The following is a 13,738-nucleotide window of genomic DNA, read 5'->3' as shown; positions in this document are numbered from 1 at the left end:
GCGGCATCGCCTTCGCCGGCCGGCGCAGCGTTCGTATCGACCTTCAGTGTGAGTTTCAGATCAGGCCGCTTCACATCCGGCTTCAACACAGCCTCCACCCCAGTCAGCGGCTGATCGGATAGGTTCATCCCGCCCACGGACAGGCCGTTGATGCGAAACGCTGCCGGTGTCCCCGAAAGCGTGAACACGGCCCGATCCGACAACGGACGGTCGGTCTCCTGGAACGTCAAAGCGATCCCTACGCCGGACTCTTCCTCCGCCGCGGCCGTCGCCGCCGTTCCGGCGCCCGCACGCAACAACAGCCCGCCGCCGACCAGCAGCCCGCCACAGACCAGCAACACAGCGCCCGCGATGATCATCATGCGACTGAGATCGACATCCCTTGTTTGTACCCACGCCTGGGACTGAGCCGCCCAAGCCTTCGCTTGCACAGCCGACGAGACCGCCACGGACCGCATTTGGCCTGCGGAGGCGCCTGCACGCGCACTCGCCGCGTGCGCCCAGGACGAGACCCACGATAGCGCGTTTTTCGCCTCAGCCGGAGGCGCGATGGGCGCCGGAGCGGCCTCCGCAACGCGGGGCTCGTTGGGCGAGACCCCCTTGACCCAGAACCCTTCATAGAACGGTCCGTAGACTTCCGCAGCCTCCGCGGCGGATTTCGGTTCCTCCACCGAGGAATGGGGCGACGAACCGGGGTCGTTCGCCGCACGGCTGGTAATCTCGGCGCCCCCCACATGCGGTCCATAGAGCGCGGCAGCCTTCGATGTTTTCGCCGCGGCCCGGGCCATCATCCCTTCGGCCTGCGCTACACCGGCCCGCGCATAGCGCTCCGCCTGGCGCCCCAGCTTGGCCATGCCGACATAAAGCGTGGGCGTCACCGCCGCCGTCTTGGCCATTGTCCACTCGAAGCCGTTGGCGAGACCTTTCTTGCCGGCGGCTTGGACCGCTGCGGTCTTTTTGCCGGCAGCCGCCAGCCCGCGCGAGGCCGCGTGGCCCGTGACGCCTGCAAGCGCCGAAGTCTTGGCGGAGGCGACCGAAAGCCCACTGCCCAGCGAACGGCCGGCGGTGCGCGCAGCAGTGCCGCTTTTGGACGCCGCGAATAATGACCCCGCCACCACCAAGGCGCCCAATCGGTGCGCCAGCACACCGAGCTTGGCGACCATCCACGACGCGCCAGCCTGGATCCGACGGCCTGCGACCCTCGCGCCGCGCGTAATCAGCCGGCCGACAGAAAAGATTCCGGCCCGGAGCGCCGTTAGGGCGAAGACGTACCAGGCCGACACAACCAACATGCCGGCCCAAAGCGCGTGCCGCATGGCTTGGAAGGCACGCTGCCGCACGAGCTGGCGGCGAAGGCGCAGCCGCTCCTTGCGCGCGGACGCAACACGACGATCCCGCTGACGCTGCAACCAGCGCTCATGCCGCTGCCGGTCGCGCTCCACGGCCGCGCTCTGCGTCCGGAGCCAACGCTGGTGATCGGTGAGATCGGATTTGGCGTCGGAGAGAAACGCCCCGGATTTCGCCGCGGTATCCTTGGCAGCGGCAACACTCGCCTCGAAGGCCGCGGTCTCTTGCGACTCGGCGTCGTCTGCGCGCGTTGACCAGGCCCGTTTCTTACGCATTGCAACGGCCATGCCGTGAGGCTCCGCCAAAGATGGGATCCGCCGCGAGCCTCGTAACGGCGAAACGGCTCAACGTGGAACTCGCCAGGGGGCTACAACGCCAAAGTTTGCGAAGCTCCCCGCCCCCGATTCTGGAGCTTCGCTACAAGGAGGCCACTCAAGACCTCTATCGGCCACCAAATGAAGGCGAGGCGGAACGGCCGATCGCCGGTTCGCCCGCCTGCGCTAGCTTATCCGGCAAACGGACCGCGGCCAACGGCCAAACCTTGAGGGCAAACACTTTTGGGGTGGGTGGCCCCGTCACAGATTGTCGAGACCCCCGAGAACCCGGTCGAAATCACGGGCCTTCTGGTAGTCGATATCCGACTGCCGCGCTCTCTGCGCGGTCCGGTCCGCGCGGCACGCCTCATAGGCCTCGGTATCCGGCTCGTTGTCGGCCCGGCAGGCCGTATCGTCCTCCGCATCCTGGGCGACCTGCTGTGCCACGCGTCCGGACTGGACCTCCTCACGGCTGGCACAGGCAGAAAGACCAACAGGCAGCAAAACGGCCAATATCAAGGCGATTCTGATCATGGCGACGTAGCTGCGCCTCAATGATGGCGGGGTCATGATCGAGGATCGATCACCGGGCCTCCCGCCTTGAGACCGCCCTCCTTGCTGCATAAATCCTTCCCAAGGGGAGTGAAGACGTTTCATCCGGTGTTTTCGAAGAGGACGCGCCCCCGTGACCGAACTGATCCGCCCCCTCGCCTCCGCACTGAGCCTTAGCGCACTGAGCCTTGGTGCGCTTCTTGTCCTTCTCGCCCCGTCTGCCGTCGCCGTCGCCGACGCGCCAAAGACCGAACAATCGGACGAAGCCGACAAGACCCCGACCTTGCGCCTGCCGCCGGCGGCGATCACCTACCATACCGCCACGCTCGACAGAGAACAGGTCTCCTATAGCGCGGTCGCCGGCGCCATCAAGCCTCGCGACGATCGCGGCAAACCCACGGCGGAAATCTTCTACGTCGCCTACAACCGGGAGCCGGAACAGACCTCCCGGCCGATTACGTTCGTCTTCAACGGAGGACCGGGCGCGGCCTCGGCCTATCTTCACCTTGGCGCCATCGGACCGAAAGTCGTCGAGACGTCCGCCGTCGGCGAACTCATCGGTCCGCCGCCGCGCCTCATCGGCAATGACGCAAGCTGGATCGACTTCACCGACCTCGTCTTCGTCGACCCCGTCGGCACGGGCTATAGCCGCGCCACCGGCAGCAAGACTGACAGCGACTTTTGGGGCGTGAAGCAAGACACCGACTCGCTCGCCGCGTTCATCCGGCTTTACCTCACACAAGCCGGGCGCACCGACTCGCCCGTCTTCTTGACCGGCGAAAGCTATGGTGCCTTCCGTGCCGCCACGATCACGCGCAAGCTTCAGAAGACAACAGGCATCTCGCCGAGCGGTCTTGTGCTAGTCTCGCCGGCGCTCGAGTTCGCGCTGATCTACGGCGAGGACTTCGACCCGATTCCCTGGGCGCTGGCGCTCCCCTCTTACACGGCCGTCAAGCTTGAGAACGAAGGCGTTGCGACGCGTGGGGAACTGCGCGATGCCCTGAAGGACGTCGAACGCTATGCGCTCACCGATTATCTCGTGGCACTCGCGTCCGGCACCGAACAAGGTGGCCGGATAGCATCGGCGCGCGTGGCCGAGCTGACCGGCATCTCCCGCGCCGAAGTCGAGAAGCGCTTTGCCCGCATCCCCCTCTCGTTCTTCATCAAGGAGTTCGACCGCGACGGCGGCCAACTCTTGAGCCGCTATGACGGCAGCGTGAGCGGACCCGACCCGCACCCGTCCAGCCCGTGGCCGCGCGGACCCGACCCCGTTCTCGACGTGACCAAGCCCCTTTGGACCACGGCGTTCGTGACCTATGCGCAAGAGGAGCTCGCCTTCAAGACGGAGCAGCCATACGAGCTCCTCAACGGCAAGGTGCGCGGGAAGTGGGACTTCGGCACGAGCCCGACCCGTCAAGGCTATGCCGGCGTGCTTGACGACATTCAGCGCGCTCGCGCCGCCAACCGCGGGCTCGAAGTGCTGATCGCCACCGGTTATACGGACCTGATCACGCCGTATATGACGGCCACCTATCTGGTCAAACAATTGCCGCCGCTCACCGGCGCAAGCCCGATCACGATCGAGGATTATGCGGGGGGACACATGCTGTATCTGCGTGCCGACACGCGGCGGGCCTTGAAGGACGATGTGGAGGCCATGTACCGGCGGGCCCTTCCGGTGCCGAGCGAAGGCTGACAGACGGCAAGCGGATGAACCGTCACCACCGATGGGCTACACTTGCGATTCTAACCTTAGGAGATGTGAGGACCGGCGATGCCAATTCGACGCTTCGCTCTCGCCACCTTTGTCCTGATCGCCCTCGTTTTGCCGGGGCACGCCGAGGACAAGGCCGAGACGCCAGATGCACCGCAAGAGTCACCCTGGAAGGAGTTCCACTTCACCGAACGTGGCTTCGTGGCGTCCTTTCCCGTGGCCGAGAAGCCTAAGGCCGCAAGCACGCCGGTCGCGGGGCAAAACCCGCTGCTCCAACACACCTATCAAGCCAATCTCGCCCGGGACACCGTCTACAGCATCGTGGTGTTCGAATACCCTGAAGGCCGGGCGCCGAACCCGCCTAGGCCCGATTACTTCATCAAGGTCGTTGAGGCTTACGCCAAGGGCAGCGATACAAAAGTCCGCAAGAAGGCGTCCCGGACTTTCGATGGTCGCCCGGGCTATGAGGCGGTGGCCGAAGATGGGCGCGGCAAGCGCAACCACCTGATCGATCTGGTGGCCAATGGCGACCGGATCTACATGATCGTCTCCGCCGGCCCGAAGGGACACAGCCGAAGCGGCGATGCAGAGCGCTTTCGCGATGGCTTCCGTTTGCTGGGGGGCCCACCACCACAAGACTCCAAGCCCGACAGCAAGTAACGGCGTCTAAGCAGCACGTGTGCGCAGGTTGTCGACGAGGCGGCGCACGTTTTCCGACGGCGCGCGCGTGAACAGGCTCACGACGATCGTAACGAGAAAGCCGGCGGGCACTGCGAACAATCCGGCGAATACGGCGCGCACGCCGAACCAATTGGTGATCGGACGCACCGATTCATCCCACGCCGCGAGCACCGCGGCTTTGGCTGCATCGTCGGCGGCCAGATAATAGTCGTTGCGCAACCTCTCGTAAGCGGCGACCTGCGCATCGCTCGCATCGGAGAAGAAGCTCGACGACTCGTAGAAGGCGAACGGAATCGTGTGCGGCCCGACCATGTAGTAGAGGCACACCAAGGTGCCTGCGACCATGCCGGCAAGCGCGGCGTCGGCCGTCGCACGCTTCCACCACACACCAAGCACCAGCACGGGAAGAAGCGTGCTGGCCGCGAGCGAAAGCATGGCACTTGCGCCCGTTAAGCTCTCCTGCGGGAAGGCGATGGCCGAAAGGCCGGCGAGCCCCGTCACCACGATCACGCAGATGCGCGCCACGAAAACTTGGCGCCGCACCGACGCCGTCGGGTTCAGGCTCTTAAAATAGATGTCATAGGAGAGGACGTTCCCGACCGAAAGCGCGAGCGCGCCGCCTGCTGCAAGGAGCGTCGCAAGCGCGGCCACCGTCAAGACGCCCTCGGCGATCATGGAAAGCGCGTCCCCGGCGCGCACCGCGGCCGCCTCGTACAGCGCACCGAGTGCGGGCGCACCGAGCAGGAGCAGTCCGGCGAAGGGCAGCGCGAGCAAAAACGAACCCCGCGCCTCAGATGGCGTCGGGGTCGTAAAGCCCCGCATCAGGACAGCCGGCAAAGCCGCAATACCGGCCGCGAGGCAAAAGACCAGCGCCACACGGTTCATGCCGCCGTTTTGCCCGCTATCTTGCGCAAAGACGTTGAGCCCGGCACCCGGCACGACCTCATCGGCAAGAAGGCGCTCCACGGCGAACAGCGTTCCCGTCTGCCACAAGGCCACCACGATCGCCGCCAGCGCTGCAGCAAGCAGCACGACATATTGCGCGATCTGCGACACGCTCAACGACCGCATGCCGCCGATCAAGATGCAGACGAAGATCATCGCCACGCCGCCACCGATACCAATCGGAACAGGCAGCGAAAACACCACGGTGCTGAGCATTCCGAACGCCATCAGCACGACGGCAAGTGCCGGAAACCCGCAGACGATGACGGCAAGCACGGCCAAGGGACGCACCTTGTCCCCTCCGAAGCGCTCGGCGAGAAAATCGGGCAGCGTATAGCCGCCGAACTGCCGCAAATACGGTGCGAGCAAAAGCCCTCCGACGAGGAGGCCGAGTCCTACGCCGAGGAGCACGGCACCGAGCCCCTTCCAGCCGGGGCCGACCGCTCCGCCCGCGCCGACGAAGACGAGCAGCGCCATCAACGACACCGCAATGGCCAAACCGTTGAACAATGCCGGCATCAGCCGGCCCGCGACATAGAAGTCCGACACGGGACGAACGACGCGCACGAGACCCGCCCTGCCGAAGATCAGCATCGCCATCAGGACGGAAAGCTGGGTACTTAACGTGGCCGCCTCCTACTTGCGCACCGTCTTGCGCGGTTTGGGCAAGACCTCACACAGGAGCTTGCCGAACTGTACGAACTCATCCTTGCGCGGCGACGTCTTGCGCCAAGCTAAGCCGATCTCTCGCTTAGGCCCCGGCGGCGGGAATCGCAACAAGCGAATGTCACCGCCACGATGAACTTCGGCCGAGACCGCCATCTCGGGCAACAGCGTGATGCCGTAGCCGTTCGCCACCATCTGCACGATGGTCGCCAGGCTCGATGCGCCGAAGCTCTCGCGTGCCTCGCGCGTCATCATGTGGCAGTAGGACAGCGTTTGATCGCGCAAGCAATGCCCCTCTTCCAAGAGCAGCAGCCGCTCGCCCGCGAGCATGTCCGCCGTGGCGCGGCGCAAGCGCGCTTTTCGATCTGTCGCCTTAGTCGCCAGGATGAAGGCGTCGTCGAACAAGCGATGCGTCTCCACTTCTGGATCGTCGATCGGCAGGGCGATGAGAATAACGTCGAGATTGCCGCTCACAAGCTCATGCACCAGAGTTTCGGTTACTGTCTCGCGCAGTTGCAAGGAGAGCATCGGAAACCGCTTCTGCAACGCGGGCAAAGCCGCCGGCAAGAGATAGGGCGCGATTGACGGAATGGCGCCAAGCTTGAGCACGCCGGACAGCACACCCTCCTGCCCCTTGGCGTAATCGACGAGATCGCGCACCGACGCCAGGATCGCCCGCGCGCGGGCAGCGACCTCCTCCCCCTTCTCGGTGAACTCGACACCCGATTTGCGGCGTTCCACGAGGCTGAGCTTCAGCTCGTCCTCTAGCTCCTTAATCTGCATGCTCAGCGCCGGCTGGCTGACGGCGCAAGCCTCCGCCGCATGACCGAAATGATGCGTGTTCGCGAGCGACTCCAGATAACGAAGCTGTCTGAGCGAGACCATGGGCGAAACGACGGCGAGCGATTGGCGATAAGAAGAGCTTATGCGTTCCATTAGGAAATACGATTGGAAATTATCATGGCCCAATCGCATATTCCAATCGCAGAGTTCGGACGGCCCGAACCGCGTTCAGTGTACGGGTCGTACCGGCCATTGCTTGGTTCAAGACTCGCGAAAGGAGCAAGATATGCGTGAGTGGCTCAAGCCGACGATCGAGGAAACGGAATCCGGTATGGAAGTGACGAGCTACCTGCCGGCCGAGCTGGACCGCGCTTAGTCCGGCTTTTCTCATCTCGGAACGAAGCAAACGGCGATCCGGCAGGAGCCAGATCGCCGTTTGCGTTCGTGTCACCAAAGGCACGCGAATAGCGCCCCTACGGGCTTTGGGCTACGATGAGAAAACGCCAAGATCACCCTCTTCAGGTGTTCTTAATCCAGTATCCAGACAGTGTTCATGAACGAGTCATGAAAAGCTCATACGGCCTCCCCATGTTTTACCATGGTATAAACCGCATCGAAGGCGCCACTTAGAAGCGCCAAAAGCAAACTGTATTCGAGGATTGACGCGCATCAACGACGGCAGCGGCGGCGCCGGCTAGTTTATCCTCGTAACGGCAATGGTTGAGATCGAGGAAGACCCGTGACCAAGATTATGAGCCCCGACGAACTGGAGCAGGAACTGCGCGCCATTGGCGCCTCGCAGTACCACGACAAACACCCCTTCCATAAGATGCTGCATGGCGGCGAATTGAACAAAGGCCAGGTCCAGGCCTGGGCCTTGAACCGCTATTGCTATCAGTCTGCGGTGCCGCGCAAGGACGCCGCGCTGATGAGCCGTTGTCATGATCGCGAGCTACGCCGGGAGTGGCTGCACCGCATCATGGACCATGACGGCTACGAGGACGAAGAAGGCGGCATCGAGCGCTGGCTCGTGCTGACCGACGGCCTCGGACTTGACCGTGACTATGTGATTTCCCGCAAAGGCGCCCTGCCCGAGACAGTGTTCGCCGTCGAGGCTTACGTGAACTTCGTGCGCGACAAGACGCTTGTCGAAGCCGTCGCATCCTCGCTCACCGAGCTGTTCGCGCCGAGCATTCACAAGGCGCGCATCTCCGGCATGCTCGAGAACTACGATTTCATCAGCGACGACGTGATGGCGTATTTCAAGCGCCGCCTCACCCAGGCACCGCGCGATGCCGACTTCGCCCTCGAATATGTGAAGCAGAACGCGCGCACCCCCGAGGCGCAACAGGGCGTGCTCGATGCGCTCCGCTTCAAGACCCATGTGCTGTGGGCGCAGCTCGATGCGCTCCATCTGGCCTATGTCGATCCGGGCATGATCCCGCCGGGCGCTTTCGTTCCGGAACAGGCATGACGAATAAAACGGAAACTCCCGGCCGGCTGATTGTCAGCCGGGAGTCGAAACCGCAAATGCCACCCTACCTGAAGCTTCGCCATGACGCGGGGCGCGGGCGATGGGTGCTTCTGGCGCCGGAGCGGATTCTGACGCCGGATCAAATTGCCGTCGAGGTGCTGCAGCTCTGCGACGGAAAAAGAACCGTGGAGGACATCGCCGCGAAGCTGGCCGAGGAGTATTCCGCCCCCATCGACGTGATCGCGAAAGACGTCGTGGAGCTGCTCCAAGACCTTGCCGACAAGGGATACATAAAGGCATGACCGAGGATCTTAGGATAGACGGACACATTCAAGGCATCGCCGTCGACGACGAACCGACGACGGGCGTTGTCGGCAACGAAGACGAGGCGGCCGAGCTGTGCGCCCTTGCACCGGTTGGCCTGCTTGCCGAGCTTACGCACCGCTGTCCGCTGCAATGTCCTTATTGCTCTAACCCCGTCGAACTTGAAGGCGCCAAGAACGAACTCACCACCGAGGAGTGGTGCTCCGTCATGCGCCAGGCGGGCGAGATGGGCATCCTCCAAGTGCATCTGTCCGGCGGCGAGCCGTGCGCGCGCAAGGACCTGGAGGAGATCGTCAAGGCGGCCTCCGAAGCCGGGCTCTACACGAACCTCATCACTGCCGGCGTCACCTTAAAGCGCGACCGGCTCGAAACCCTGCAGAAGCTTGGCCTCGATCATGTCCAGGTCTCGTTCCAGGACGTCGACCCGGCAGGCGCGGATAAGATTGGCGCCTATCCGAACGCCCTGCAGAAGAAACTGGACGTCGCCCGTTGGGTGACGGAGCTCGGCATGCCGTTGACGGTCAACGCGCCGATCCACCGCCACAACATTCATAACGTGCCGCGCTATATCGACATGTCCATCGAACTGGGCGCTCAGCGTTTAGAGGTGGCCCATGCGCAGTATTACGGTTGGGCCTTCCTCAACCGCGCTGCGCTCATTCCCACCTACGAAGACACAGTGGCCTCCATTGAATATGTCGAGGCCGCGCGCGAGCGCCTGAAAGGCGTGCTCACCATCGATATGGTCGTGCCCGACTACTACGCCAAGCGGCCGAAGCCCTGCATGGGCGGCTGGGGTAAGGGCTTTATGAACATTACGCCGGCGGGCAAGGTGCTGCCCTGCCACGCCGCGGAGAGCATCCCGGAGCTGGAGTTCGACAATGCGCGCGACAGGAAGCTTGTCGACATCTGGATGAACGGCGATGCGTTCAACGCCTTCCGCGGCACCGAGTGGATGAAGGAGCCGTGCCGCTCCTGCGCGTTCAAAGAGGTCGACTATGGCGGCTGTCGCTGCCAGGCCATGGCCATCACCAAGGACCCGCGGAACACCGATCCGGCTTGCGCGCTGTCGCCCTATCACGCCGAGATGGTGAAGCTCGCCAAGGATGAGGCCGCCAAGCCTGCGACCGAGTTCATCTACCGTAATCCGCGCAACGCCGCTGAGGCCGGAAAGGCAGCCGACGAGCCCCTCGTTCCCGCCGAGTAGACGTCACAAACTCAGAGCGATTTTCAGAAGGCGCCCCCATCGCGGGGCGCTTTTTGTTTCAGGAGATCGGCCCCTTAGGCGCCGAGCCGCGCATCAGCCGGTGCTGCTTGACCGGGCCCGCCCGACAACAGGCGATAAGCGTGCGCGAAGGCGAGCGTCGCGATCGGCATGGCGACGAGAAGCCCAACCCCAAGGGCCAAAATCCCGGCCATGAGAATGAGTAACAACAGGCAGATAAACCCGAGCAGCGGCCAGCGATTACCGGCCGTGATGCGCATGCTTTCCTTCATCGCCTCGATGGGGCCAAGCCCACGGTCGATCACGATAAAGGTCGAGAACATGAACAGCAGCATGGCGATGATCCCGGGCACGATGAACAAGGCAAGGCCGATGACGATGGCCAGCGTTGTCAGGACCGAAGCACCGAGGAACTTCAAGAACGGTTGCGGGTGCCACAGCATGGAGAACTCTGCCGTATCGGGGTTGTCGTGCGCGGCCAGATAAAATGCCGTCACGCCCATGCTGATGAGCGTACCGAGACCGTAGTTGACGATGGAGCCGAGGACGGTGGGCTCTTCCGCGCCGCCGCCCATTGCGCCGTCGACAGCCGAACTGATCCCGCCGGCAAGCATGTACACGATTGCGATGATAAAGCTCGCGCCCACGAAGAACCACGGGCGTCTCTTGAATGCCTCCCATCCATAGCGGATGGCATCTCCGGGCGAGAACTGCATGGGCGGACGATAGCAATCCCCTCACGATTCGGGGAGCAACAACGGATTTCGCCCACAGGCGCGCACAAAACTCCGAACCTCAAGGGCGATGGCATTTCCCTTTGGCAATTATTCCTGCCGAAGTTTCCGCCTTGCAATGCCCATTTTCTTGTCGGTACCATGCCGGCCAACACTCGGCTGGCCCTCTGGAACCCGCCGGCGAGGGCCAAACTCGGGTTCGGATTCACCGCTTAACCGGCGCCAACGGTCTCGTCATGCAGATCATCTGGGCTTCGAAGCCCCTCCCCCGCCTCGTGCTGACCGCCGCGCTCATTTTCAGCGGCACGATGTGCGTGCCTGCCTGGGCCGGTCACCCCTCGAAAGAGCGCGAGGGCGGCGTCAGCCTCCAAATGCCTCAGTCACCCGAGATGATGCCGGTCGAGATCGGCTACATCCGTGAGGACACTGGTCGGCCGCGGCCGGCCTCACGCCTGGATGCGGAGCCCGACGATGCCGGGATTGCCGGCGCCAAGATGGGCATCGGAGAGAACAATGCAGGCGGCCGCTTCATGGGCCATTTCTATGCGCTCGATGTCGAGGAGGCGTCATCGCCGGAAGACGCGCTCGCTGCGATCAAGAAACTCCACGACAGCAAGCACAACTACATCATCGTGGACGCGTCCGCGCCAACGCTGCTCAAGCTCGCCGACTGGGCAAAGGACAAGGACATTCTGCTGTTCAACGTCCGGGCAACCGACGTCTCGCTCAGGCAGGAAGGTTGCCGCGCCAACGTCATGCATATCGTGCCGGACCGCTACATGCTGGCCGACGCCCTGGCGCAGTATCTCGTCAAGATGAACTGGAAGAATTGGCTCGTCGTCCACGGCTCGACCGCTGCCGACCGCGCCAACACCGACGCCGTCAAGCGGGCGGCGAAACGGTTCGGCGCGAACATCGTGGACGTTCGGGAATATGTGGATGTTTCGGGCGGACGCCGCGACGGCGTGGGCCCTATCCCGCCGGCAAAGCCGCGCATGGAAGCCAGCGCCGACGACTCGGTTATCCCGGCCACCGGCTATGACGTCATTATGGTGGCGGACGAGGACCAGCAGTTCGGTCCACTCATGCCCTATCGTGGCGGCGGACAGCCGCGCATCGTGGCCGGCACGACCGGCCTCTTCGCCACGACGTGGAGTCCCGGACACGAAAAATGGGGCGCCACCCAAGCGAACAATAATTTTGAGAAAGATTTCGATCGGATCATGCTGCCGATCGACCACCAGGCCTATGTCGCGGCGCGCACGATTGGCGAGGCTGTGACCCGAAAGCCCGAGAATGACTTTGCAACCGTGTCGGCCTTCATCCACGGGCCCGACCTGCAGCTCGCGCCCTTCAAGGGCATCAAGCAGCAATTCCGCCCCTGGGACGGTCAGTTCCGCCAGCCGATACTGATCGCCACCGAGAAGGTCCCGGTCTCCGTCTCTCCGCAGCGCGGTTTCCCGCACGCGAGCCATCCGGAAATCGAAGTCGATACGCTCGGCATCGACGAGCCGGAGAGCACCTGCAAAATGTGAGCTAGCGGAGCGCGGCCCCCGCCGCGATCCTCTCGCCCTTCTGGTTGAGAACCGGGACGTTGTACTCCCGCAGGATCACATTGATCTCCTGCTCGCTGTCGGCCAGCAGTTTGTTGATCTGATGCTTCCATTGCGGCTCGTTCGGGCGGACACCCATCGTGATGGGGTAGATCGTGTTCGGGCCCGCGCTCTCCTTGACGAGCGGCACGACGCGCAGCGGCACCTTGGCCTGCACGGCGTGGTATCCGCCGATCGGCCCCCACAACAGCGCCGCGTCGAGCTCGCCCGATGCGATCTCACCAATCACCGCTTCAGCCGCCCGGGCAGAACTCTCGCCCGGATTGACCTCGAAGGGCTTCACGTTCGAGACCAAGCCGTGCATGGCCAGGATGCTTGCCGGCGGCGTTTGCGCGAACAGGCCGATGCGCTTCCCGCGGAGCTGCGGATCCGACAGTGTCTCCACGTCTTTCAAGTCCGGGTCGTCCGCGCGCGTAATCAGTACATAGGATGTATAGTAATAGGGGTTGGTGTCTTCGATCAGCCCCGTGCCTTGCGCATATCCCATCACCAGGTCGCAGGCTCCCTCGCCCACCGTGTTGGATACGTCGCCAGAGTCTTCGGACGACCACGTGTATTCCAACTCCTGACCGAGGCGCTCGGCGAGGAGAACGGCAAGCTTGTTTTCGAATCCCTCGCCCTTGTCGTTGGAGAACGGCAAGTTGTCTGGGTCGGCGCACACGCGAAGTACCGGCGCGGCAGCAAGCGGCGCGCTCTGAGCGACGCACAACATCGCCGTGGCGGCCAAGACAGAGGCCACCAAGCCGGCGTGCCGGAGGCTCTGCACCACCCGGCGGACTATCGTTGTGCTGCCCTTCAAGGCCACCTCTTCGTCATCTCCGAACCAACCAACTATTGCCGAGCTCAAACGCGGCACAATCCGCAATCTTGCAAAAAGATATGGCGATTTCAGGCGCGTCCCGCCAGTCCTATCGCGCGACCGCGCAGCCCATGATGGTCTCCGCACGCTCGACCCCCGTGGGGTAATGCGCGCCCGTCGGCTTCGTGCCGAACATGGACATGGCCTCGCGGCCAGCCTCGATGCCATCGGCATGCCCGCGCTCGCGCATGAGCTTGACCGCGCAGCAGTCGGCCTCCAACTCCAAGCGCTTCAACTGCGGCGCAATATAGAGGAAGGCCTGCGGTCCCACATTGCCGAGCCCCTTCTTGAACTCCGTCACGTGCCCGAGCGTATGGTGGCAACACTCATGCGCCAGCAGGAACTTGCTGTAGGCCGGGTCGTCGCGCAGGGTTCGCCGATTGACCACGATCACGGGCCGCCCCCGGCGATCCGTCATCGACGACGCCAGCTCGGCCACATTACGCAGCACGTAGGTTTTGACGGTGCAGTAAGGGTTCTCAATCTCAGGCATGAAGCGGCCGGCTT

14 protein-coding genes are annotated in these 13,738 nt (G+C 63.5%); 7 read left to right on the top strand and 7 right to left on the bottom strand.

Features of this window, described 5'->3' with window-relative positions; all coding sequences use genetic code 11:
• Both ABY454_RS10505 and ABY454_RS10500 read right to left on the bottom strand, forming a co-directional pair.
• A partial coding sequence (locus ABY454_RS10505) for a hypothetical protein (RefSeq protein ID WP_372930480.1) occupies positions 1–1,634 on the bottom strand: 1,634 nt, incomplete at its 3' end.
• Between the two features lie 288 nt (positions 1,635–1,922).
• Complete coding sequence (locus ABY454_RS10500; RefSeq protein ID WP_372930479.1) at positions 1,923–2,195, bottom strand: hypothetical protein; 273 nt, start codon at positions 2,193–2,195, stop codon at positions 1,923–1,925.
• A 151-nt stretch (positions 2,196–2,346) separates the two neighbouring features.
• Between ABY454_RS10500 and ABY454_RS10495 the strand changes: the two genes are divergently transcribed.
• Together ABY454_RS10495 and ABY454_RS10490 are read left to right on the top strand one after the other, a co-directional pair.
• Positions 2,347–3,909, top strand: a complete 1,563-nt coding sequence (locus ABY454_RS10495; RefSeq protein ID WP_372930478.1) for a S10 family peptidase — start codon at positions 2,347–2,349, stop codon at positions 3,907–3,909.
• Positions 3,910–3,987: 78 nt separating this feature from the next.
• Complete coding sequence (locus tag ABY454_RS10490; RefSeq protein WP_372930477.1) at positions 3,988–4,587, top strand: hypothetical protein; 600 nt, start codon at positions 3,988–3,990, stop codon at positions 4,585–4,587.
• A 6-nt stretch (positions 4,588–4,593) separates the two neighbouring features.
• Here the strand turns inward: ABY454_RS10490 and ABY454_RS10485 are convergent, their stop codons facing one another.
• Both ABY454_RS10485 and ABY454_RS10480 read right to left on the bottom strand, forming a co-directional pair.
• Positions 4,594–6,153, bottom strand: coding sequence for a hypothetical protein (locus ABY454_RS10485; protein WP_372930476.1), 1,560 nt, complete (start codon positions 6,151–6,153; stop codon positions 4,594–4,596).
• Between the two features lie 36 nt (positions 6,154–6,189).
• Positions 6,190–7,155, bottom strand: coding sequence for a LysR substrate-binding domain-containing protein (locus ABY454_RS10480; protein WP_372930474.1), 966 nt, complete (start codon positions 7,153–7,155; stop codon positions 6,190–6,192).
• A gap of 133 nt (positions 7,156–7,288) precedes the next feature.
• On the opposite strand from ABY454_RS10480, the gene pqqA reads away from it, so the two are divergent.
• From pqqA to pqqE, 4 genes are all read left to right on the top strand, one after another.
• Positions 7,289–7,378, top strand: coding sequence for a pyrroloquinoline quinone precursor peptide PqqA (gene pqqA, locus ABY454_RS10475; protein ID WP_372930472.1), 90 nt, complete (start codon positions 7,289–7,291; stop codon positions 7,376–7,378).
• A gap of 375 nt (positions 7,379–7,753) precedes the next feature.
• Entirely contained in the window at positions 7,754–8,476 is a 723-nt protein-coding gene (pqqC, locus tag ABY454_RS10470) for a pyrroloquinoline-quinone synthase PqqC (protein WP_372930482.1), read from the top strand.
• Positions 8,473–8,778, top strand: coding sequence for a pyrroloquinoline quinone biosynthesis peptide chaperone PqqD (gene pqqD, locus ABY454_RS10465; protein WP_372930471.1), 306 nt, complete (start codon positions 8,473–8,475; stop codon positions 8,776–8,778). Before pqqC ends, pqqD begins: the two co-directional genes overlap by 4 nt.
• Positions 8,775–10,007 (top strand): pyrroloquinoline quinone biosynthesis protein PqqE, encoded by a 1,233-nt coding sequence (gene pqqE / locus ABY454_RS10460; RefSeq protein ID WP_372930469.1) that lies wholly within the window; start codon positions 8,775–8,777, stop codon positions 10,005–10,007. Before pqqD ends, pqqE begins: the two co-directional genes overlap by 4 nt.
• Positions 10,008–10,081: 74 nt before the next feature.
• Here the strand turns inward: pqqE and ABY454_RS10455 are convergent, their stop codons facing one another.
• Positions 10,082–10,741, bottom strand: a complete 660-nt coding sequence (locus tag ABY454_RS10455; protein ID WP_372930467.1) for a hypothetical protein — start codon at positions 10,739–10,741, stop codon at positions 10,082–10,084.
• A 254-nt stretch (positions 10,742–10,995) separates the two neighbouring features.
• On the opposite strand from ABY454_RS10455, the gene ABY454_RS10450 reads away from it, so the two are divergent.
• Positions 10,996–12,294 (top strand): ABC transporter substrate-binding protein, encoded by a 1,299-nt coding sequence (locus ABY454_RS10450; RefSeq protein WP_372930466.1) that lies wholly within the window; start codon positions 10,996–10,998, stop codon positions 12,292–12,294.
• Position 12,295: 1 nt separating this feature from the next.
• Here the strand turns inward: ABY454_RS10450 and ABY454_RS10445 are convergent, their stop codons facing one another.
• Both ABY454_RS10445 and ABY454_RS10440 read right to left on the bottom strand, forming a co-directional pair.
• Positions 12,296–13,171, bottom strand: a complete 876-nt coding sequence (locus ABY454_RS10445; RefSeq protein WP_372930464.1) for a quinoprotein dehydrogenase-associated putative ABC transporter substrate-binding protein — start codon at positions 13,169–13,171, stop codon at positions 12,296–12,298.
• Positions 13,172–13,280: 109 nt separating this feature from the next.
• Positions 13,281–13,738, bottom strand: a 458-nt coding sequence (locus ABY454_RS10440) for a hypothetical protein (RefSeq protein WP_372930463.1), incomplete at its 5' end; no start/stop codon positions are given.

It is taken from the genome of Methyloceanibacter sp., assembly GCF_041573655.1.
GTDB lineage: Bacteria > Pseudomonadota > Alphaproteobacteria > Rhizobiales > Methyloligellaceae > Methyloceanibacter.
The sequence above is the reverse complement of the archived record's forward strand: the minus strand, read 5'-3'. Positions and strand labels throughout refer to the sequence as shown.